The organism is Streptomyces sp. CB02980, from assembly GCF_014451325.2.
Taxonomy (GTDB): Bacteria; Actinomycetota; Actinomycetes; order Streptomycetales; family Streptomycetaceae; genus Streptomyces.
In genome coordinates this window covers 183054-203757 of the sequence record NZ_JACSCH020000007.1, presented here as the reverse complement: position 1 = coordinate 203757, position 20704 = coordinate 183054, and the positions used below count along the sequence as shown (strand labels likewise).

General features: G+C 72.4%; 17 protein-coding genes. 10 read left to right on the top strand and 7 right to left on the bottom strand.

Going from position 1 to position 20704, the window contains the following annotated elements:
* Positions 1-72: 72 nt before the first annotated feature.
* Both E0F75_RS17305 and E0F75_RS17300 read left to right on the top strand, forming a co-directional pair.
* Positions 73-1314, top strand: coding sequence for a nucleotide sugar dehydrogenase (locus tag E0F75_RS17305; protein WP_187623402.1), 1242 nt, complete (start codon positions 73-75; stop codon positions 1312-1314).
* Positions 1315-1428: 114 nt separating this feature from the next.
* Positions 1429-1917 carry a hypothetical protein gene (locus tag E0F75_RS17300; protein WP_187623401.1) on the top strand — a complete coding sequence of 163 codons (489 nt, stop codon included), beginning with the start codon at positions 1429-1431 and terminating at the stop codon, positions 1915-1917.
* A gap of 80 nt (positions 1918-1997) precedes the next feature.
* On the opposite strand, the gene E0F75_RS17295 is transcribed toward E0F75_RS17300, so the two are convergent.
* The 4 genes from E0F75_RS17295 to E0F75_RS17280 form a co-directional block, all read right to left on the bottom strand.
* Positions 1998-3122 carry a GuaB3 family IMP dehydrogenase-related protein gene (locus E0F75_RS17295; protein WP_187623400.1) on the bottom strand — a complete coding sequence of 375 codons (1125 nt, stop codon included), beginning with the start codon at positions 3120-3122 and terminating at the stop codon, positions 1998-2000.
* A gap of 106 nt (positions 3123-3228) precedes the next feature.
* A complete protein-coding gene (gene guaB, locus E0F75_RS17290; RefSeq protein ID WP_030318555.1) occupies positions 3229-4731 on the bottom strand; it encodes an IMP dehydrogenase in 1503 nt (500 codons plus the stop codon).
* Positions 4732-4899: 168 nt separating this feature from the next.
* The gene (locus E0F75_RS17285) at positions 4900-5502 is read right to left on the bottom strand and encodes a sigma-70 family RNA polymerase sigma factor (RefSeq protein ID WP_030318557.1); all 603 of its coding nucleotides are present in this window, start codon (positions 5500-5502) and stop codon (positions 4900-4902) included.
* A gap of 243 nt (positions 5503-5745) precedes the next feature.
* Positions 5746-6357 carry a response regulator transcription factor gene (locus E0F75_RS17280; RefSeq protein ID WP_003948568.1) on the bottom strand — a complete coding sequence of 204 codons (612 nt, stop codon included), beginning with the start codon at positions 6355-6357 and terminating at the stop codon, positions 5746-5748.
* Positions 6358-6790: 433 nt separating this feature from the next.
* Between E0F75_RS17280 and E0F75_RS17275 the strand changes: the two genes are divergently transcribed.
* Entirely contained in the window at positions 6791-7180 is a 390-nt protein-coding gene (locus E0F75_RS17275; RefSeq protein ID WP_187623399.1) for a WhiB family transcriptional regulator, read from the top strand.
* A 76-nt stretch (positions 7181-7256) separates the two neighbouring features.
* On the opposite strand, the gene E0F75_RS17270 is transcribed toward E0F75_RS17275, so the two are convergent.
* Complete coding sequence (locus tag E0F75_RS17270) at positions 7257-8174, bottom strand: LysR family transcriptional regulator (RefSeq protein ID WP_187623398.1); 918 nt, start codon at positions 8172-8174, stop codon at positions 7257-7259.
* 81 nt (positions 8175-8255) lie between these two features.
* On the opposite strand from E0F75_RS17270, the gene E0F75_RS17265 reads away from it, so the two are divergent.
* Together E0F75_RS17265 and E0F75_RS17260 are read left to right on the top strand one after the other, a co-directional pair.
* Positions 8256-8930 carry an MOSC domain-containing protein gene (locus tag E0F75_RS17265; protein WP_187623397.1) on the top strand — a complete coding sequence of 225 codons (675 nt, stop codon included), beginning with the start codon at positions 8256-8258 and terminating at the stop codon, positions 8928-8930.
* A gap of 61 nt (positions 8931-8991) precedes the next feature.
* Complete coding sequence (locus tag E0F75_RS17260; protein ID WP_187623396.1) at positions 8992-9765, top strand: SDR family oxidoreductase; 774 nt, start codon at positions 8992-8994, stop codon at positions 9763-9765.
* 64 nt (positions 9766-9829) lie between these two features.
* Here E0F75_RS17260 and E0F75_RS17255 read toward each other — a convergent pair whose 3' ends face one another.
* A complete protein-coding gene (locus E0F75_RS17255; protein ID WP_187623395.1) occupies positions 9830-11656 on the bottom strand; it encodes a DUF2264 domain-containing protein in 1827 nt (608 codons plus the stop codon).
* A 208-nt stretch (positions 11657-11864) separates the two neighbouring features.
* Here E0F75_RS17255 and E0F75_RS17250 point away from each other — a divergent pair, with 208 nt between their 5' ends.
* From E0F75_RS17250 to E0F75_RS17230, 5 genes are all read left to right on the top strand, one after another.
* Complete coding sequence (locus tag E0F75_RS17250; protein WP_187623394.1) at positions 11865-12962, top strand: substrate-binding domain-containing protein; 1098 nt, start codon at positions 11865-11867, stop codon at positions 12960-12962.
* A 123-nt stretch (positions 12963-13085) separates the two neighbouring features.
* Positions 13086-14414, top strand: coding sequence for an ABC transporter substrate-binding protein (locus tag E0F75_RS17245; RefSeq protein ID WP_187623393.1), 1329 nt, complete (start codon positions 13086-13088; stop codon positions 14412-14414).
* 4 nt (positions 14415-14418) lie between these two features.
* The gene (locus E0F75_RS17240) at positions 14419-15318 is read left to right on the top strand and encodes a carbohydrate ABC transporter permease (RefSeq protein WP_187623392.1); all 900 of its coding nucleotides are present in this window, start codon (positions 14419-14421) and stop codon (positions 15316-15318) included.
* On the top strand, positions 15315-16172 hold the full coding sequence (locus E0F75_RS17235) for a carbohydrate ABC transporter permease (protein ID WP_187623391.1): 858 nt from the start codon (positions 15315-15317) through the stop codon (positions 16170-16172). Before E0F75_RS17240 ends, E0F75_RS17235 begins: the two co-directional genes overlap by 4 nt.
* 17 nt (positions 16173-16189) lie before the next feature.
* Positions 16190-17212, top strand: a complete 1023-nt coding sequence (locus tag E0F75_RS17230) for a hydroxyacid dehydrogenase (protein ID WP_187623390.1) — start codon at positions 16190-16192, stop codon at positions 17210-17212.
* On the opposite strand, the gene E0F75_RS17225 is transcribed toward E0F75_RS17230, so the two are convergent.
* Positions 17189-20662 carry a hypothetical protein gene (locus tag E0F75_RS17225; RefSeq protein WP_187623389.1) on the bottom strand — a complete coding sequence of 1158 codons (3474 nt, stop codon included), beginning with the start codon at positions 20660-20662 and terminating at the stop codon, positions 17189-17191. The genes E0F75_RS17230 and E0F75_RS17225 overlap by 24 nt on opposite strands.
* Positions 20663-20704 lie beyond the last annotated feature (42 nt).

Sequence of the window (20704 nt, the reverse complement as noted above, 5' to 3'; positions counted from 1 at the left end):
CTCGACCCGTTCTGTCCACCGGGCTTGCGCGTCGCGCTCCCTCCGGCTATCGGGAAGGACGGCCCACCCCCCATGCCCGCTGATCTCGCCGTCATCGGCCTCGGCCACCACGGACTCCCCCTGGCCCAGGCCGCCGCCGCCGCAGGCATCGACACCATCGGCTACGACACCGATCCCCGCCCCGTCGCCGAACTCGCGGCCGGCCGCTCCCCGGTCGACGGCTCCCTCACCGTCCCGGAGATCCGCCGGATGCTCTCGGGGGGCTTCCGGCCGACCGCCAACCCCGCCGAACTCGGCCGGGTCCGCACCGCCGTCCTCTGCGCCCCGACCCCCCTGGGCCCCGACCACACCCTCGACCTCACCGCCGTCACCGAAGCGGCCCGCGCGCTCGCCGCCCGGCTGCGCCCGCACACCACCGTCCTCCTCGAATCCCCCGTCCCCCCGGGCACCACCGAAGGCCTGCTCCGGGACCTCCTCGAAGAGGGCTCGGGCCTGCGCGCCGGACGCGACTTCCACCTCGCGTACTCCCCCGGCCGCCTCGACCCCGGCAGCCGTACGCACGGCTTCGCCGGCACCCCCAAGGTCATCGGCGGCCTCACCCCGGCCTGCACCGAGGCGGCCGCCGCCTTCTACGGCCGGCTCACCGACAAGGTGGTACGCGCGCGTGGCCCCCGCGAGGCGGAGACGGTCAAACTCCTGGAGACCAACTTCCGGCACGTCAACATCGCCCTGGTCAACGAGATGGCGGTGCTCTGCCACGAACTCGGCGTCGATCTGTGGGACGTCATCCGCTGCGCCGAGACCAAGCCCTTCGGCTTCCAGGCCTTCCGCCCGGGACCCGGCGTCGGCGGCCACGGCGTCCCCGTCGACACCGTCGGCGCCCACCGCCCGCTCCGCCTCGTCGAACTCGCCGGCCAGGTCAACGAACGCATGCCGCAGTACGTCGTCCAGCGCGCCGCCACCCTCCTCAACGAGCACGGCAAGTCGGCCCGCGGCGCCCGGGTCCTGCTGCTCGGCATCACGTACAAGCCCGACCTGCCGGACCGCCAGGGCTCCCCCGCCGACGAGATCGCCCGCCGTCTGATGGACCTGGGCGCGGCCGTCAGCTACCACGACCCGCACGTCGCCGACTGGCGCGTCCGCGAGCTCCCCGTCCCCCGCGCGGACTCCCTCTACGAGGCCGCCGCGCACGCCGACCTGACGGTCCTGCTCCAGCACCACCGCACGTACGACCTCCAAGGGCTCGCGGTGAAGGCCCAACTCCTTCTCGACACCCGCGGCGCCACCCCCGGCGGCGCGGCCCACCGTCTCTGAGCTGCTCAGCCACCGACCGAAACTGTTGTGCCCCTGTCACAGACGGGTGCTAATCTCCGGGCCTCTCGTATGCACGTACGCGCGTGCTACTTCCGTCCCTGGGGGATCCGCACCATGAGCCAGCCCGTTCCGCCGCCCGGCAACCCGTTCGCCGGGGGCGCCGCGCCCGAGCAGTACCCGGTCGCGCCGCCGCCGGCGCCCGCCCGTGACAACGTCGTCCTCGGCCTGGTCGCCGCGGTCGTCGCCGCCCTCGTGTCGGCCGGCGTGTACGGCGCGGTCATCGGCGGCGTCGAGCGCGAGATCGGCTGGGCCGCCGTCGGCGTCGGCTTCCTCACCGGTCTCGCCGCCGGCAAGGTCGGCGGCCGCAACCCCGTCCTGCCGGTCGCGAGCGCGGTGCTCGCCCTCGGCGCGGTCTACCTCGGCCAGCTCCTGGGCATCGCGATCCTCCTCTCCAAGGAGCTGGACGTCTCCGCGACGGAGCTCTTCTTCCAGGAGTTCGGCCTGCTCACCGAGGGCTGGAACGCGACCAAGGACGGACTGACGTTCCTGTTCTTCGGCATCGCCGCCTTCGCCGCGTTCTCCGGCGCCAAGAAGGCCTCGTAGCCGTCGGGTTCCCGTACGTACGAGGAGGGGCCCCGCACCACCCGGTGCGGGGCCCCTCCTCGTACGTACGGGAACAGACGTCAGCGCTTGTGCTGGGAGTCCGCGACCGTGACCTCGACGCGCTGGAACTCCTTGAGCTCGCTGTAGCCCGTGGTGGCCATCGCGCGGCGCAGGGCGCCGAAGAAGTTCATCGAGCCGTCCGGGATGTGCGACGGGCCCGCGAGGATCTCCTCGGTGGTGCCGACGATGCCCAGGTCGACCAGCTTGCCGCGCGGCACGTCCTCGTGGACGGCCTCCATGCCCCAGTGGTGACCCTTGCCGGGCGCGTCCGTGGCACGGGCCAGCGGGGAGCCCATCATGACCGCGTCGGCGCCGCAGGCGATCGCCTTCGGCAGGTCGCCGGACCAGCCGACCCCGCCGTCGGCGATGACGTGCACGTACCGGCCGCCGGACTCGTCCATGTAGTCGCGGCGGGCCGCGGCCACGTCGGCGACCGCGGTCGCCATCGGGACCTGGATGCCGAGCACGTTGCGCGTGGTGTGCGCCGCGCCGCCGCCGAAGCCGACGAGGACACCCGCGGCGCCGGTGCGCATCAGGTGCAGGGCCGCGGTGTACGTGGCGCAGCCGCCGACGATGACCGGGACGTCGAGCTCGTAGATGAACTGCTTCAGGTTCAGCGGTTCGGACGCGCCCGACACGTGCTCGGCGGAGACCGTGGTGCCGCGGATGACGAAGATGTCCACGCCGGCGTCGACGACGGCCTTGGAGAACTGCGCGGTCCGCTGCGGCGAGAGCGCGGCGGCGGTGACGACACCGGAGTCGCGCACCTCCTTGATGCGCTGCCCGATCAGCTCTTCCTTGATCGGGGCCGCGTAGATCTCCTGCAGACGGCGGGTCGCGGTCGCCTCGTCCAGCTCGGCGATCTCGTCGAGCAGCGGCTGCGGGTCCTCGTACCGGGTCCAGAGACCCTCCAGGTTCAGGACGCCCAGGCCGCCCAGCTCACCGATGCGGATCGCGGTCTGCGGCGACACGACCGAGTCCATGGGGGCGGCCAGGAAGGGGAGCTCGAAGCGGTAGGCGTCGATCTGCCAGGCGATCGAGACCTCCTTCGGGTCCCGGGTGCGCCGGCTCGGAACGACGGCGATGTCGTCGAACGCGTACGCCCTGCGGCCGCGCTTGCCGCGCCCGATCTCGATCTCAGTCACGATGTGTGGCCTTTCCCTCTACGTCTGCGCCTACCAGTATCCCCGACACAAGCGTGAGGGGCGGCTCCGGCCACATGCCGGAACCGCCCCCACGCGTCGCGCTGTGTTACTTCCTGCTGTAGTTCGGCGCCTCGACCGTCATCTGGATGTCGTGCGGGTGGCTCTCCTTGAGGCCCGCGGACGTGATCCGGACGAAGCGGCCCTTCGACTCCATCTCCTCGATGGTGGCCGCGCCCACGTAGCCCATGGTCTGGCGCAGACCGCCGACGAGCTGGTGCAGGACGTTGGCCAGGGGGCCGCGGTAGGGCACCTGGCCCTCGATGCCCTCGGGCACGAGCTTGTCGTCCGAGGCGACCTCGGCCTGGAAGTAGCGGTCCTTGGAGTAGGACCGGCCCTGGCCGCGGGACTGCATCGCGCCGAGCGAGCCCATGCCGCGGTACGACTTGAACTGCTTGCCGTTGATGAACTGCAGCTCGCCCGGGGACTCCTCGCACCCGGCGAGCAGGCTGCCCAGCATGACCGTGTCGGCACCGGCGGCGAGCGCCTTGCCGATGTCTCCGGAGTACTGCAGACCGCCGTCGCCGATGACCGGAACGCCGGCGGCGCGGGCGGCGAGCGCCGCCTCGTAGATGGCGGTGACCTGCGGGACGCCGATGCCGGCGACCACACGCGTGGTGCAGATGGAGCCGGGGCCCACGCCGACCTTGACGCCGTCGACACCGGCGTCGATCAGGGCCTGCGCGCCGTCACGCGTCGCGACGTTGCCGCCGATGACGTCGACGCCGACGCTGGACTTGATCTTCGCCATCCAGTTGAGGGCGTTGCTGTTGTGGCCGTGGGAGGTGTCGACGATCAGGAAGTCGACACCGGCCTCGGCGAGGCCCTGGGCGCGCTCCAGCGCCTCGGGGCTGGCGCCGACGGCCGCGCCGACGAGCAGGCGGCCTTCCTTGTCCTTCGCGGCGTGCGGGTACTTCTCCGCCTTGACGAAGTCCTTGACCGTGATGAGGCCCTTGAGGATGCCCGCCTCGTCGACCAGCGGCAGCTTCTCGATCTTGTGGCGGCGGAGCAGCTCCATGGCGTCCACGCCGGAGATGCCGACCTTGCCGGTGACCAGCGGCATCGGGGTCATGACCTCGCGCACCTGGCGGCTGCGGTCCGACTCGAACGCCATGTCGCGGTTGGTGACGATGCCGAGGAGCTTGCCGGCCGGGTCGGTGACCGGTACGCCGCTGATGCGGAACTTGGCGCAGAGCGCGTCGGCCTCGGCCAGCGTCGCGTCCGGGTGCACGGTGATCGGGTCGGTCACCATGCCGGACTCGGAGCGCTTCACGAGGTCGACCTGGTTGACCTGGTCCTCGATGGACAGGTTGCGGTGCAGCACGCCCACGCCGCCCTGCCGCGCCATGGCGATGGCCATGCGGGACTCGGTGACCTTGTCCATCGCCGCCGAGAGCAGCGGGATGTTCACGCGGACGTTGCGGGAGATGCGGGACGAGGTGTCGACCGCGTTCGGGAGGACCTCGGACGCGCCCGGCAGCAGCAGCACGTCGTCGTAGGTCAGCCCGAGTGTCGCGAATTTCTCGGGCACTCCGTCGACGTTTGCAGTCATGACACCTTCCCCAAATGGCCTTGATCGGTGCGGATGTCCATGCTAACGGGCTGAAGCGGTGTCTCATTCCACGATCAAGATCAGCCGCAAGCTTTGGACATTCGCACGTGTACGAAAGGGACGACTGGCACCGGTGAGTCTTACTGGTCGGCCACTGTCGCCCCGTGGCTACTGCTCGGCCAGCGCCCTGAGCCGGCTGAGCGCGCGGTGCTGCGCGACCCGGACGGCCCCCGGGGACATGCCGAGCATCTGCCCGGTCTCCTCGGCGGTCAGTCCGACCGCGACGCGGAGCACGAGCAGTTCGCGCTGGTTCTCCGGGAGGTTGGCGAGCAGCTTCTTGGCCCACTCGGCGTCGTCGCTGAGGAGCGCGCGCTCCTCCGGGCCGAGGGAGTCGTCGGGCCGCTCGGGCATCTCGTCGGAGGGGACGGCCGTGGACCCCGGGTGCCGCATGGCGGCCCGCTGGAGGTCGGCGACCTTGTGTCCGGCGATGGCGAAGACGAAGGCCTCGAAGGGCCTGCCCGTGTCCTTGTAGCGCGGCAGCGCCATCAGGACGGCGACGCAGACCTCCTGGGCCAGGTCCTCGACGAAGTGCCGGGCGTCGCCCGGCAGCCGGTTGAGACGGGTGCGGCAGTACCGCAGCGCGAGCGGATGCACCCGTGCGAGCAGGTCGTGCGTCGCCTGGGCGTCGCCCTCGACCGCGCGGTGCACGAGCGCGCCGATCTCCCCCTGCCCGGCAGGCATGGGGGACCCCACGGTCTCGTCGTCGCGCATCGCTCCATGGTGCCCCGACGCCTCGGCGTTCGTGGCACCGCGTCCATAGTTGTGCACCGAAGCGTTATGAGCAGGTGCGCCGGAACTCATCTCCTGCGCCCTCCCCTCCCGCTCGATCGACTCGTCCCCGAGGAACTCCACATCTCAAGGATGCGTCATCGCGCGGGGAAGTGACACAAGCCTGCCCCGTCCACCCCACGACGGACGCGGGCGAGGACGGGGAGGTGGCCGGTGACCTGCGATTCAGCGGACCAGGCCCCAGCGGAATCCGAGGGCGACCGCGTGCGCCCGGTCCGAGGCGCCCAGCTTCTTGAAGAGACGCCGGGCGTGGGTCTTGACCGTGTCCTCGGAGAGGAAGAGCTCGCGCCCGATCTCGGCGTTGGACCGGCCGTGGCTCATGCCCTCGAGAACCTGGATCTCGCGCGCGGTGAGGGTGGGCGCGGCGCCCATCTCGGCCGAACGGAGCCGGCGCGGGGCGAGCCGCCAGGTCGGGTCGGCCAGCGCCTGGGTGACGGTGGCCCGCAGTTCGGCGCGCGAGGCGTCCTTGTGCAGATAGCCGCGGGCACCCGCGGCGACCGCGAGGGCGACGCCGTCGAGGTCCTCGGCGACCGTGAGCATGATGATGCGGGCGCCGGGGTCCGCGGAGAGCAGCCGGCGGACGGTCTCCACGCCGCCCAGACCGGGCATGCGTACGTCCATCAGAATCAGGTCCGAGCGGTCCGCGCCCCAGCGGCGGAGGACTTCCTCGCCGTTGGCCGCGGTGGTCACGCGCTCGACGCCGGGCACGGTCGCGACCGCGCGGCGGAGCGCCTCTCGGGCAAGCGGGGAGTCGTCGCAGACGAGAACGGATGTCATGCCTGACCTCCGCGGCTCTCGCAGCTGTAGCGCGTCACCTTGAGCCTCCAGGGCTGTACGTAATCGTCACCTGTGCGATTGACGCTCTCGGACACCTGCCCGATCGCTTGTTCCTTCAACCGCCTCCGCACTCTCAACGACGGTCACTCGAAAGAGTTACGGGTCGGACGGCACCCTTCGGCACTCTACGTGAGGGGTCGTACGCGGAGGAGAGCGACGCGGCCTATCTGTCCTTCATCGAAAGCTATGCCCCATTTAGCGGGTTTTCTTCCCTTTTCGCAGTGTCTGTGGCTAGATTCGCAATGAGTCATATTTACATCTACTTAGACAGTAGGTGTACCGACCCGGACCCACGGGGCCCCGAGGAGCCCCGGCGATCAGCCATCCACCCGCCCACCTATCCGTTCGACACGGTTTCAAGGGGACAAGCGCAATGGCAGATTTCTCCCGCCTTCCCGGACCCAACGCCGATCTGTGGGACTGGCAACTGCTCGCGGCCTGCCGCGGAGTCGACAGCTCCCTGTTCTTCCACCCCGAGGGAGAGCGCGGCGCGGCACGGAGTGCGCGTGAGAACTCGGCGAAAGAGGTCTGCATGCGGTGCCCGGTGCGCGCGGAGTGCGCGGCACACGCACTCGCCGTGCGGGAGCCCTACGGCGTATGGGGCGGCCTCACCGAGGACGAACGCGAAGAACTCATGGGACGCGCGCGCAATCGCCTGATCACAGCGGCGCCGACGACCGCGTCGGTCGCGTCCGCGGCTTCCGTGACATCCATGACGACATCGGCGTCGGCAGCAGGCCGGCCGATTGTGGAGCGCATGTGAAGGAACGTTTCCTCAACTAAGCACCCACTCTGAGCACCACCAACCGGAGCCGCGCCCACGCGCGCGGGGCGGCGTCCTACGCGCGCGTGGCGGCCCGGGTCAGTTCGTCGAGCGTGGCGGCGACGGCCGGCACCTTCGCCAGATCGGGCAGCGTCAGGGCCACGATCTCCCGCTCCACGGCGGGCTCCACGGCCACGGTCCGCGCCCCCCTGGGCCGTACGGACTCGATGGCCAGCTCCGGCAGGACGGCCACGCCGAGACCGGCGCCGACCAGGCCCACCACGGCCGGGTAGTCGTCGGTGGCGAAGTCGATACGGGGGGTGAAGCCCGCCTCCTCGCACACGTCCACGAGCTGACGGCGGCAGCGCGGGCAGCCCGCGATCCACGATTCCTCGGCCAGTTCGGCCATGCCCACGGACCCCGCCCCGGCGAGCCGGTGCCCCTCGGGGACCAGGCCCACCAGGCGGTCGGCCAGGATCGGGCGGACGACCAGATCGTCCCACTCGGCCTGCCCGTCGGCCTGCCGGCCGGCCGCCCCTCCGCCGTACCGGAAGGCGAGGGCCACGTCGCAGTCGCCCTCGCGGAGCATCTCGATCGAACGCGGCGGTTCGGCCTCGACGAGCGAGACGCGGGTGCCGGGGTGCGCGGCCCGCAGCGCGGCGAGCGCGGTGGGGACCAGCGTGGAGCTGCCGCTGGGGAAGGAGACCAGCCGGACCCGGCCCGCACGGAGCCCGGCGATCGCGGCGACCTCCTCCTCCGCGGCGGTGAGCCCGGCGAGGATGCCGGAGGCGTGGCGGACCAGGACCTCACCGGCCTCGGTGAGGCGCATCTCGCGGCCCGTACGGATCAGCAGCGGCGTACCGGCGGAGCCTTCGAGGGCCTTCATCTGCTGGCTGACGGCGGGCTGGGTGCAGCCCAGTTCGCGCGCGGCGGCCGAGAAGGAGCCGGTGGCGGCGACGGCGCGCAGGACGCGGAGATGACGAGCCTCGATCATGGACTCCATCATAAGCGAATCTTGGGTGAAGTCCCACTTTTGCGCTTCCGGCTTTGAGGTGGGTGCCCGTAAAGTGCCCACATGACCTTGCTGAGTGTGAATGTGGGCCGCGCCGAGGCCGTGGACTACACCGAGGCCGCGTCCGGCCTGACCGCCATCGACAAGCGCCCCGTCGAGGGGCCGGTCCGGATCGAGGCGCCCGGGGCGCCCGGCGTCGGCAGGAGCGGCCTCGCCGGGGACACGGTCTGCGACCTGCGCTTCCACGGCGGCGACGACCGGGCCGCGTACGCCTTCGCGCGCGAGGACCTGGACCGGTGGGAGCGCGAGCTCGGCCGCCCGCTCGCCAACGGCTCGTTCGGCGAGAACCTCACGACCGCTGACCTCGACGTGAACGGCGCCCTGATCGGCGAGCGCTGGCGGATCGGCGAGGAGGTCGTCCTGGAGGTCACCGGCGGCCGCATCCCCTGCCGTACGTTCGCGGGCTTCCTGGAGGAGAAGGGCTGGGTCAAGCGGTTCACGCAGTCCGAGGCCGGTCCGGGCGCCCTGCTGCGGGTGATCGTGCCGGGCGAGATCCGCGCCGGCGACCCGATCACGGTCGTCCACCGGCCCGACCACGACATCACCGTCGCACTGCTCCACCGCGCCGCGACCACCGAACGCACCCTGCTCCCCCGCACGTTGGTCGCCGCCGAGTGGATGGAGTCCGGACTCCTCGCGCTCGCACGCCAGTACGCGGAGAAGTACGCGCGCGCGTAGTCCGCGCCTGGTCGGCGGTACGCGGACAAGAACGTCTCCGCCGTGGCACTACCGTGCCCGTATGACGACTGCACTGATTACGGGCGCCACCGCGGGCATCGGGGCCGCTTTCGCACGGAGGCTCGCCGCGGACGGCCACGATGTCGTGCTCGTGGCCCGGGACATGAAGCGGCTCCGGGAGCAGGCGACCGAGCTGCACGACCGCCACGGCATCGAGGCCGAGGTGCTCGCGGCGGACCTCGCCGAGGAGAAGGGCATCGCCGCCGTCGAGGCCCGGCTCTCGGACCCGAAGCAGCCGGTGGACATGCTCGTGAACAACGCCGGCTTCGGCAACAAGGGCCGCTTCCTTGAGGTGTCCATGGCCGACGAGCTGAAGATGCTCACGGTGCACTGCGAGGCGGTACTGCGGCTGACCTCGGCGGCCGCCGCCTCGATGAAGGAGCGCCGGCGGGGCTCCGTGGTCAACGTCGCCTCGGTGGCGGCCTTCGTCCCCCGCGGCACCTACGGGGCGTCGAAGGCCTGGGTCGTGCAGTTCACCCAGGGTGCGGCCCGGGACCTGGCGGGCAGCGGCGTACGGCTGATGGCGCTCTGCCCCGGCTTCGTACGGACCGAGTTCCATGAGCGGGCCGGCATGGGGACGGACAACATCCCGGGCTGGATGTGGCTCGACGCGGACAAGCTGGTGACGGCGGCGCTCGCGGATCTGGACCGGGGGAAGTCGCTGTCGATCCCCGACCCCCGCTACAAGGCCCTCATGGGTGTGGTGAAGCTGGCGCCGCGCGGGCTGCTCGGCGGGGTCTCCTCCAAGGCGGGCAGGAAGTACGGGCCGAAGTAGCCCGCTCGCCCGGCCCCGCTCAACCGGCCCGCTCGCCCGGCCCCGCTCACCAGGTCCGCTCAGCTCAACCGGCCAGTGCGTCGAGGTCCAGTCGCGTGGTGGTGCCGTCCTGCCAGGTCACGTGAAGGATGTGGCCGGTGACCCGGACGGCCGCGAGGTCCGTGACGGGGGCCGGGGCGGGCTCGGCGGTGAGTGAGGCGAGCGCGACGAAGAGGGTGGCCGGGCCGCTCGTGGCGCCGTGCAGGGCGAGGGTGCGGCTGCCGGGCCCCTGGAGGGTCTCCCCGGTGGGGAGTTCGGTGGCGAGGCCGCCGGCTCCGTGGTCCGCGGGGTAGCCGTGCACCGGGTGCAGCTGTGCGTGCGGCCCTCCGGGGGTGGTGGCCCAGCCCGTCTGCCGTACGGGCGTCCCCTCGGGGGCGCCGAGGACCAGGTGGGCACGGACCTCCGCGCGGCCGCGGGCGAGGGTCGCGGAGACGACCCGGACGCCGGGGTGCGGGGTGTGCCGGGAGGCGGCCCAGCCGGGGCCGGTGCCGGCAGGTGCGGCGGGGCCCCGAGTGGTCGGCTTCCCCTCGAAGAGCAGCGCGAAGTGGTTGTCGGCGGGGGCCGGCCCGGTGGTGGGTCCCGTACGGGTCGCGTACGCCTGGCGGGCGTAGCCGGGGTCGTCCTCGCCGGCCTCGGCGCTGTGCACATGGTTGCTGCCGTGGTTGTGGAGGCGTACGAGTCCGTCGGACGCGGTGGTCTGGACGAGCAGCCCGGCCGGGGCGAAGGGGCGGACGGTGTCGGCGCGTTCGGCCGGCAGCGGCTCCTCGCGGTCGGTCCAGGCGGGGTGGCCGGCGGGCAGGAGGAGGCCGAGGAAGCCCTTGGACGCCCAGTACGGGGAGCCGGGTCCCGAGTACTCCTGGACCAGGGGCGCGTACGGGCCGTGCCAGCCGAGCGTGAGGAGCCCGTTCGGGTCGGTGGCGCCGCGGTCGAGGAAGTACCGCAGGGTGCCGGAGGCGAGCCGGCGGGTGGCGCCGGGGGTGAGCGGGGTGTGCCCCGTGAGGGTGCCGAGCCAGGGGGCGGCGGCCGCGGCGAAGCGGTAGATCAGGGAGCGCCCGTACGGGAGGGGTGCGCCGTCGGCGTCGAAGAGGTGGACGTAGTCGTCGAGATGGGCGCGCAGGCGGGGCCCGTACCGGTCGAGGAGCTCCCGGTCTCCGGCGAGGTGGGCGTGGAGGACCGGGTAGAAGTGCAGGGCCCAGGCGTTGTAGTGGTCGAAGGCGCGGTTGTCGCCGTCGCTGTACCAGCCGTCGCCGAGGTACCAGTCATCGATCCTGGCGAGGGAGCGGTCGACGGTGGCGGCGGCCCGGTCGCTGTCGACGCCGGCGTCCTGGAGGAAACCGGCGACGGTGAGGCCGAAGAGCCACCAGTTGTTGTCGACGGGCGACGGGCCGAGGGCGGGGCGGAGCCATTCGACGACCTGCTCGCGGGTGCGGTCGTCGAGCCGGTCCCAGAGCCAGGGGCGGGTGAGGCGGAGGCCGAGGGCGACGGAGGCCGCTTCGACGATGGCCTGACGGGTGTCGGTGGTGAGGGGCCAGGAGTCCTCGTCCGCACGTCCCGGCTTCGCGGTCCCGGCGGCGAGCCCTTCCGCGTACCGGTCGAGATGCCCGTGCGGGTCCTCGCCCCGGGCGCCCGCGACCCGGAGCGCCGCGAGGAGGAAGGTGCGGGCCCAGCCCTCCAGGCCGTCGGAGCGGGCTCCGGACCAGCTGGGGCGGGGGCCCGGCAGATCGATCAGTCCGTGCCGCGGCGAGGCGAACGGGCGGACCGCCAGGAGGAGTCGGTCGGCCGCGGCCTCCCAGTGGGCACGGGTCCAGCCGGTGTACGGGCTGAGCTCACGGTTCTCGGGCGGCGTGGGCATGATGCTCCCTGTGGCTCCCTGGGGCTTCCTCGGGAACTTCCTCGGGCTCCCCGCGGTGACGACTCCGTCGCCGGGAATCCTGAACAGGCTCCGATCGAACGTCAAGAGAATCGGAGCGAATGATCGAAATTTCTTCCGTTCGATCATTCAGGGGCCACGTGTGATCTAAGGTCGGGGAACCACCACCACCGCGAGGGGGAACTGCGCCGTGCGCGAGAGTGCTGCCGAACGACACGACCGACTGCTGGCCCTGGTGCGCGAACGCGGCACCGCCCGCGTCGCCGAACTGGCCGAGCGGCTCGGGGTCTCCCCCGTCACCGCCCGCCGGGACGTCGAACTCCTGGCCGGCCGGGGCCTGCTCGACCGGGTGCACGGCCAGGTGTCCTGGCCCGAGCGGCGGGGCACCCCGGGCGGCGGACGGACCGGCGAGGGCCTGGTCCTCGGCCTGCTCGCCCCCTCCGCCACGTACTACTTCGCCGAGGTCATCCGCGGTGCGCACGAGGCGGCCGCCCGCGCCGGCGCCCGGCTCGTGCTGCGCGTCTCGGACTACCGGCCGGAGGAGGACCGGGCCCGCACCGAGGGGCTGCTCACGGCCGGCGCCGAGGGCGTCCTCGTCGCACCGGGCTGGCGGGGGCCGGAGGACCAGCGTGCGTACGGGGACTGGCTGGCCGAACTGCCCGTACCGGCCGTGCTCCTGGAGCGCCGGGCCGAACCCGGCAGCCCGCTGGACGGCCTCGACCGGGTCGCCTCCGACCACGCCCACGGCGTCCTGCTCGCCCTGCGCCACCTGCTCGCCCTCGGCCACGCGACCCCGCTGCTGGTGGCGCGCCGGGACTCGCCGACCGCGCTCGCGGTGCGCGCCGGATACGCCGAGGCGCTGGGCACCCTGGGCCTCGCGGAGCCCCGGCCGGTCATCGACTCCGTGCCGGCCGAGGCGGATCCGGAGGGCTTCGAGCGGGCGGTACGGGCGCTGCACGAGGCGGTCGGGTCCGGCCTGGCGAGCGCGGCCCTGGTGCACAACGACGTGGACGCGATCGAGATCGTGCAGCGCCTCGCCGAACTGGGCGTACGGGTGCCGCAGGACCTGGCCCTGATCGCGTACGACGACGAGGTCGCCGCGCTGGCCGACACGCCGCTGACGGCGGTGGCGCCGCCGAAGCGCCAGGTGGGGCGGCACGCCACGGAACTCCTGGTGGAGCGGCTGACGGAGAGCGCGGACGAGGACGCGGCGCGGCGCCATCTGGGGCTGCTGCCGAGGCTGCGGGTCCGGGACTCGTGCGGGGCGCGCACGACGTCCTCCGGCTGAGTCCCGACCGACTTACGTCTGATCTTTTTTCGATCAATCAATCTTTCGCTCTTGACTTCGGTCATGAACGGTCACAGGATCACGGCCACAACCTCCCCGCCGCCGCCCTTCAGGAGTCGTGCCGTGACCCGTAGTTGGAGCAGAACGTCCCGTGTCATAGCCGGCACCGCCACCGCCCTCGCCGTACTCACGGCCTGCGGCGGCAGCGGTGACGACACAGCGAACAACACGGCGAACAAGCCGAACGGGCCCGTGACCATCACCTTCTGGGGCTGGGCCAAGGGCTCCAAGGACGTCGTCGACGCCTTCAACGCCTCCCACACCGACATCCAGGTGAAGTTCGAGGAGATCCCCTCCGGCACCGCCGGCGGCTACGCCAAGATCTCCAACGCCGTGAAGGCCGGCAACGCCCCCGACCTCGTCTCCATCGAGTACTCCTCGCTCCCCGAGTTCGTGAGCTCCGGCGCCCTCAAGGACATCGGCGGCGAGTTCACCGAGGCCGACCGCGCCAAGCTGCTCCCGCAGACCGTCGAACTCACCACCCTCGGCGGCAAGTCCTGGGCCGTCCCCTTCGACGCCGCCCCGCAGGCCTTCTTCTACCGCAAGGACCTCTTCGCGAAGTACAAGGTCCAGGTCCCCACCACCTGGGACGAGTTCAAGAAGGCCGCCGAGCAGGTCAAGAAGGCCGACGCCAAGGCCCGTATCGCCACCTTCTTCCCCGACGACCCGACCACCTTCGAGGCGATGGCCTGGCAGGCCGGCGCCCAGTGGTTCAAGGCCGAGAACGACACCTGGAAGATCGACACCACCGACGCGGCCACCACCAAGGTCGCCGGCTACTGGCAGGGCCTCCTCGACGCCGGGCTCGTCCACAAGAACGCCTCCTTCAGCCCCGAGTGGACCGGCTCCCTCAAGAACGGCACCACCATCGGCTACCTCGGCGCCTCCTGGGGCGCGGGCGTCCTCAAGGGCACCCTGCCCGAGCAGGACGGCAAGTGGGGCGTCGCCCCGATGCCCAGCTGGGACGGCAAGCCCGCCAGCGGCATGCTCGGCGGCACCTCCTTCGCCGTGACCAAGGACAGCAGGCAGCAGGCCGCGGCCGTCACCTTCGCCGAGTGGATGTCCACCACCGAGGCCGGCGTGAAGGCCCGGATCGCCTCCGGCACCTCCTCCGCCTTCCCCGCCGCCACCGCGCTGCGCCCCGTCGCCAAGAAGGCCTTCGACGCGAGCTACTACGGCGGCCAGGACATCTACGCCCTCTTCGAGGCCGCGGGTGCCTCCATCAGCCCGAACTGGGCCTGGGGCCCGACCACCGGCACCACCAACACCACCATCAAGGACCACTTCGGCAAGATCACCCAGGGCGGCCCCGGCATCGCCGACGCCGTCAAGGCCGGTCACGACGCCACCGTCGCCGAACTCGGCAAGCGCGGCCTGAAGGTCGAGGGCTGACCGGATGAAGGCCCGCACCCGCGCCGCCACGATCCTGCTGACCCCGTTCTTCCTGCTGTTCACCGCGGTGATGGTGGTGCCGATCGGATACGCGGTCTGGCTCAGCCTCTTCACCGAGAAGCAGTCCGGACTGGGCTTCGGCGGCACCGAGACCGTCTTCACCGGCCTCGACAACTACACCGCGGCGCTGGGTGACCGGGCCTTCCGCGAGGGCTTCGGCGTCCTGCTCGGATACTGCCTGCTCTACATCCCGCTGCTGCTCGCCGGGGCCCTCGGCCTCGCCCTCCTGCTCGACTCGGCGCTCGCCCGCGCCCGCCGCTTCTTCCAGCTCGCGCTCTTCCTGCCGCACGCCGTCCCCGGCATCATCGCCGCGCTGATCTGGGTCTACCTCTACACGCCCCAGCTCAGCCCGGTCGTCCAGGCCATGGAGGCCGGAGGCATCGGCTTCGACTTCTTCTCCCCCGAGGGCGCCCTGCCCTCCATCGTCAACATCGCGCTGTGGGAGTGGCTCGGCTACAACATGGTCATCTTCTACGCGGCCCTCCAGGCCATCGACCGCTCCGTCCTCGAAGCGGCCACCGTCGACGGGGCCGGCGCCTGGCGCATCGCCTTCTCCGTCAAGGTCCCGCTCGTCAAGGCCTCGCTCGCGATGGTCGGCCTCTTCACGATCATCGGCTCCCTCCAGCTCTTCACCGAGCCGCTGATCCTCAACAAGGGCACGGGCTCCTCCGTCACCTCCACCTGGACGCCGAACATGTACGCCTACACCGCGGCCTTCGACCGCAACGACTACGGGCTCGCCGCGGCGGCGTCCGTACTCCTCGCCCTGACGGCGGCGCTGCTGTCGTTCGCGGTGACGCGGATGACGGGCCGCCGCAAGGCCGGGAAGGAGCGCACGGCATGAACGGCCGACCCCGCACCGGCTCCGTCTGGCTCTCCAAGGCGGCCGTCAACGGCGCCCTCGTCCTCGCCGTCGTCTACATGCTCTTCCCGCTGGTCTGGCTGCTGACCGCCGCCACCAAGGACGCCGGCGGTCTCCTCGCCGGAAACGCCTTCTCCTTCGAGGGCTTCGACCTGGGCGGCAACCTCACCCGGCTCGCCGAGTACAACGACGGCATCTACTTCCACTGGTACGCGAACAGCCTGCTGTACGCCGGACTCGGCGCCCTCGCCTGCTCGTTCGTCAGCGTCGCCGCCGGATACGCCTTCCACGTCTACGACTTCCGGGGCAAGGAGAAGCTCTTCGGCCTGGTCCTCCTGGGCGTGCTCGTGCCCACCACCGCGCTCGCCCTGCCGATGTACCTCCTGGCCAGCGAGGTCGGCGTCGTCAACACCTACTGGGCCGTCCTCATCCCGGTCCTCGTCAACCCCTTCGGCGTCTACCTGTCCCGGGTCTTCTGCGCCGGCTACATCCCCGACGAGGCCCTGGAGGCAGCCCGTATCGACGGGGCCGGCGAGCTGCGCGTCTTCTGGTCCATCGGTCTGCGCATGGTGATGCCCGGCTTCGTGACCGTCTTCCTCTTCCAGTTCACCGCCGTCTGGAACAACTTCTTCCTCCCTTTGGTGATGCTGTCGGACCAGAAGCTCTACCCCCTGAGCCTCGGCCTGTACGCGTGGAACAGCAACGCCCACGGCGAACCCGACTTCTACCCCCTCGTCGTCACCGGATCCCTGCTCGCCGTCGTCCCCCTCGTCGTCGCCTTCGTCTCCCTCCAGCGCCACTGGAAGGCCGGTCTGACGGCCGGCAGCGTCAAGTGAGGAGCTCAGGTACAACGATGCACCCGACTACTGACAACCGCCCCGCACTGCTGCTCGCGATGGGCGAGGGCGTGGCCGAACGCCTCCTCACGGACAGCCACCGCACCCGCCTCGGCACGCTCACCCGCACGGACCCGCACCTGGTCGCCCACGACCTGACGTCCCGGGACCCGCGGACCACCGGCGCGCTCGCCGAGGCCGAGATCCTCCTCACCTGCTGGGGAGCGACCCCGCTGACCGCCGACGTCCTGGACCGCGCACCGCGCCTGCGGGCGGTCGTCCACGCGGCCGGCTCGGTCAAGCACCACATCACCGAGGCCTGCTGGGACCGCGGCCTGCGCGTCACCTCGGCCGCCGCGGCCAACGCGCTGCCGGTCGCGGAGTACACGCTCGCCGCGATCCTCTTCGCCGGGAAACGGGTCCTCGGCTCGGCCCAGCGGTACGCCGAACTCCGCGCCGACCACGCCTGGCTCACCGAGTCCGCCACCTGGGGCAACTACCGCCGCACGGTCGGCATCGTGGGCGCGTCCCGGATCGGCCGCAGGGTGATCGACCTGCTGCGCCCCTTCGACATCGAGATCCTCCTGTACGACCCGTACGTCGACGTCCCGCCCCCCGGGGTGGAACTGGTGACCGACCTCGGCGACCTGTGCGCCCGGAGCACGGTCGTCTCGGTCCACGCCCCCCAGCTCCCGTCCACGACCCACATGATCGGCGCGCCCCAACTGGCGGCGATGCGCGACGGAACGACCCTGATCAACACGTCCCGAGGCTCCCTGATCGACGAGCGCGCCCTCCTCCCCCACCTGACCTCGGGCCGCCTCCACGCGACCCTGGACGTCACGGACCCGGAGCTCCCACCCCCCGACTCCCCCCTCTACACCCTCCCGAACGTCCTGCTCACCCCGCACGTGGCGGGCTCCCTGGGCAACGAACTCCACCGCATGACGGACCAGGCGCTCGATGAGGTGGGGCGGTACGTCCGGGGCGAACCGTTCGCGGAGGAGGTAAGGGCGTCAGACCTCCAGCGCTCGGCGTAGGCGGTCGGCCTCGGCAAGGACGAGCGGGACCGCTTCGGGCGCGACGGCGAGCACGGCCGGCAGCACGGCCGGCCGTTCCCCGAGCCGCAGCGCGAGAACGGCCCAGCGCCGGGCGCGTACGGGATCGGGCTCGGCCCGGGCCAGGAGGGCGTAGGCCTCGCCGCAGGGCGGGCCGACGTGGTGCATGCCGTCGAGGAGGGCTGCGGCGTGGTCGTACCGGGCGGCCCGCAGCAGCTCGGTGACCACGGTGACGGACCATCGTCCCGGATAGCCGTGCGGCTGCTCCCGGAAGCGAGCCAGTACCTCGTCGTGGGAACCGATGGCGACGAGCGCTTCGGGCGAGGTTCTCAGCCACGGGAACCGGGCGAAGACCTCGGCGCCGAAGGCGGCCGCGTTCGCCGGTTCCAGGGCGCACTCGGCTCGCAGGAGGTCCAGCGCCGCGGGCCCGTCGAGCGTTCTCGCGCGGGCGGCGGCCAGGAAGTGCTCGGCGTCCTCGCGAAACCCCTGCCGTACGCACGCCAGCGCCATCCGCGCGTACACCTCCACGACGTTCGGCGCCTCGGGCGAGCGCGACACCAGCTCCTCCGCCCGCTCCCGGGCACCGACGCCCGCGAAGGCCATGGCCGCCTCCTGGGCGAGACTCCCCCTCGCGCCCGGATGTTCGACCAGCCGCAGGGCCCGGTCGAAATCCCCCTCGGCCGCGTAGGCCCTGACGAGGCGGGAGCACAGGTCGTGCTCGGTCCCCGGGTCCACCCGGGCGAACGTCTCCGCCCACTCAGGCCGCCCCGCCGCGAGCGCCGCGAGGGCGACGTCGCGCGGCACCGAACCCGGCTCGTTCTCCACGGCCCGGAGCAGGTCCACCGCCTCGTCGCGCCGCCCGGCCTCCGCCAGGGCCCGGGTGAGCGCCACCAGATCCCCGACCAGGGCCGCGCGCGGGGGTACGCGCACCCTCCTCTCCTCCGCCGCGAGCAGGAGCCGCGCCTCACCGGCGTGGCCCGCCTCGTACAGCGCCTCCGCGAACACGGCGAGGCCCGCCGTGTTCTCCCCGACGTCCCTCATCACCGCGCGGGCCCGGTCGACCGCTCCCTCCGCGATCAGCCGGCGCAGAAGGGCTCGGAGCACCCGGAGGCCGCCGGCGCTCTCCCCGGACGTGCTCCAGGACACCTCCCGGCTCTCCCCGAGCCGTCCGCACAGCGGGGCGACGGCGTCCAGGTCCCCACGGGCCAGCAGGGCCCCGGCGAGAGCGGGCCAGGGATCGTCCGTGTGCCGGCGCGGTTCCGTGGCCGGTTCCAGGGCCGAGGCCAGAGCCATGGCCCGCTCGACGGCACCGGCCCGGGCGAGCTCGCGGGCGACGCGCCCGTGCACGGACTCCCTGGCGTGGGCGTCCAGGCTCCCGGCGACCTCCAGGGCTTCGTCCCACCGGCCGTGCTTCACCAACGCGACGGCGTACGCGAAAGCCTCATTCCCCACGCCGGCGGCCCGCGCCGCCTCGGTCTCCCCGGCGGCGAAGAGAGCGTCGATCACCGCCCCGCCGAACCTCGCGACCTGTCTGCCGTCCAGGCGCTCCCGGCGCACCGCCGCGCCGTTCAGCAGGCGCTCCGCCGCGTCCCGGTGACCGGCCGCACGCAGCGCGACCGAGGCCCCGAGCAGCACCACCACCCGCCCGCCCGGTTCCTGCTCACCCCGGTACGCCTCCTGTACCGCCTCGTCGATGCGACCGTCCCGGACCAGGGCCTCCACGACGGCGGTCCGCAGGGCGGGCCGGCTGCTCGGGTCGGTCTCCTCCTCCACGAGGGCGACGGCCCGTCGGTACTGCCCCGCCGCGAGCAGGAGGTCCACCAGTACCCGGCGGGAGCGGGGGACCACGCGGGCGTGGGTCGTCCTCACCAACCGTTCCGCCCGCTCATGCTCGCCGAGCCGGACGAGCAGCAGGGGGAGGGCGTCCCCCGCGACGGGAGGAACGATGTTCGAAAAGCTCGCCGCCCGTGGCTCCGCCTCGTCGGCAAGCGCCTCGGCCCACGCCCGCGCCCCCGCGTCCAGCAGCTTCTCCGCCACCACGCACAGTCCTGCGACGACACGGGGCCCCTCCATGCTCCGGGCGAGCGCCACGGCACGGTCCGGCCGCCCGACACCCACCCAGCCCGGCAGCAGGGAGATCGGCACGCTTCCGCCGTCCCGCAGCAGCCGCGCCCGGGCCGTCGCGAGCCCCCACGCGGCCGCCACCGAGTCCGCACGGCCGGCCTCGGCCAGGACCGCGTCCTCCGCCGCCCCGATCTCGGCAAGCGCCGCCGCGTCACCGCCCGTCACGGCCAGCAGCCGCTCGTGCCGCCGCCCGTCCCCCGCGCAGTCCACCAGCCGCTCGACGTCCCCTTCCGCCCGCAGCATCGGCGCGTACCCGTGCAACAGGTAGTCCGGGGTCTCCTCCGGCCAGCCCCGCTGCCGCCAGCCGTCCGCCCACGTGTGCAGCACCGCCCGCCACCGGGCGAGTTCCCGCTTCCCCAGCATCTCCCGCGCTCCGGTGACCAGTTCCTCGTGCGCGAGCAGGTACGTTTCGCCCCGTACCGCGAAGGTCCGCCCCGGGCCCGTCCGCAGCACGTCCCGCACCCGGTACGGCACTCCCTCCGTCAGCTCCGCGAGGTCGTCCGCCGTGAGGCCGCCCCCCGCCGCCGTGAGCAGGGCGAGCAGGGCGTACGGGAGACCGCCCGCCTCCAGGAGACGCTTCAGCTCGCGTTCCGCGTCCGTGCGGATCGCGCGGGCCCTCGGCGAGGGTGTCAGGGTTCGTACGACCGCGGCCCGGAGCGGATGGTCCTCGGGGACGTCGGCCGGGAGCGGCGGGTTCGGGCGGCCCGCGACGATCACCCGGAGGTCGTACGGCAGCAGGCTCGCGATCGAGTGGGCATCCGCTCCCGTCGTCACGCCCCGGTCCTCGTCCAGCCCGTCCACGAGGAGGACGAGTCGCTCGCCCCGCGCCGCGCACGCCTCGGCCGCCGAGGCGTACAGCCGGAGCAGGTGGGCCTCACGCGTCGCGGCCGTCAGTAGTGCCGGCAGGCCCTCGCCCGCCAGTTCCGCGAGTTGCTCCAGGACGACGTCCGTGTACGCGGCGACGTCGTTCTGGGCACCGAGTCGGGCGGTGACGAAGAAGGGGACGATCCGTACTCCCGGCGGTGGGTCGAGGGCGAGGCACGCCATCAGCGCCGTCTTCCCCGCCCACGCGTCCGCGCGCCAATGCACGTACGCAGGCCCCGAGTCGGCGCGACAGAACGCGGCCAGCTCTGCCGACTCCTCCTCCCGGCCGACGAGTTCCGGCGGGGCGATCCGGCGGACCTGCTCCCGGTAGGCCGAGCGGACCGCCTCCCCCGCCCCGACCGTGATCCGGTTGTGGGAGCCGACCACCACGATTCCCTCGCCGTTGTCGACGGTGACCGGCCGCTCTCCCCCTGCCCGCTCCATGCGCCCAACCTAGACTGGAGAGATCCCACCTGGGTCGGGAGG

Excerpts from the sequence above, each read along its gene's own strand:
- E0F75_RS17305 (WP_187623402.1), top strand. The coding sequence starts at position 73 with ATGCCCGCTGATCTCGCCGTCATCGGCCTCGGCCACCACGGACTCCCC.
- E0F75_RS17300 (WP_187623401.1), top strand. The coding sequence starts at position 1,429 with ATGAGCCAGCCCGTTCCGCCGCCCGGCAACCCGTTCGCCGGGGGCGCC.
- guaB (WP_030318555.1), bottom strand. The coding sequence starts at position 4,731 with ATGACTGCAAACGTCGACGGAGTGCCCGAGAAATTCGCGACACTCGGG.
- E0F75_RS17285 (WP_030318557.1), bottom strand. The coding sequence starts at position 5,502 with ATGCGCGACGACGAGACCGTGGGGTCCCCCATGCCTGCCGGGCAGGGG.
- E0F75_RS17280 (WP_003948568.1), bottom strand. The coding sequence starts at position 6,357 with ATGACATCCGTTCTCGTCTGCGACGACTCCCCGCTTGCCCGAGAGGCG.
- E0F75_RS17275 (WP_187623399.1), top strand. The coding sequence starts at position 6,791 with ATGGCAGATTTCTCCCGCCTTCCCGGACCCAACGCCGATCTGTGGGAC.
- E0F75_RS17270 (WP_187623398.1), bottom strand. The coding sequence starts at position 8,174 with ATGATCGAGGCTCGTCATCTCCGCGTCCTGCGCGCCGTCGCCGCCACC.
- E0F75_RS17265 (WP_187623397.1), top strand. The coding sequence starts at position 8,256 with ATGACCTTGCTGAGTGTGAATGTGGGCCGCGCCGAGGCCGTGGACTAC.
- E0F75_RS17260 (WP_187623396.1), top strand. The coding sequence starts at position 8,992 with ATGACGACTGCACTGATTACGGGCGCCACCGCGGGCATCGGGGCCGCT.
- E0F75_RS17255 (WP_187623395.1), bottom strand. The coding sequence starts at position 11,656 with ATGCCCACGCCGCCCGAGAACCGTGAGCTCAGCCCGTACACCGGCTGG.
- E0F75_RS17240 (WP_187623392.1), top strand. The coding sequence starts at position 14,419 with ATGAAGGCCCGCACCCGCGCCGCCACGATCCTGCTGACCCCGTTCTTC.
- E0F75_RS17235 (WP_187623391.1), top strand. The coding sequence starts at position 15,315 with ATGAACGGCCGACCCCGCACCGGCTCCGTCTGGCTCTCCAAGGCGGCC.
- E0F75_RS17230 (WP_187623390.1), top strand. The coding sequence starts at position 16,190 with ATGCACCCGACTACTGACAACCGCCCCGCACTGCTGCTCGCGATGGGC.
- E0F75_RS17225 (WP_187623389.1), bottom strand. The coding sequence starts at position 20,662 with ATGGAGCGGGCAGGGGGAGAGCGGCCGGTCACCGTCGACAACGGCGAG.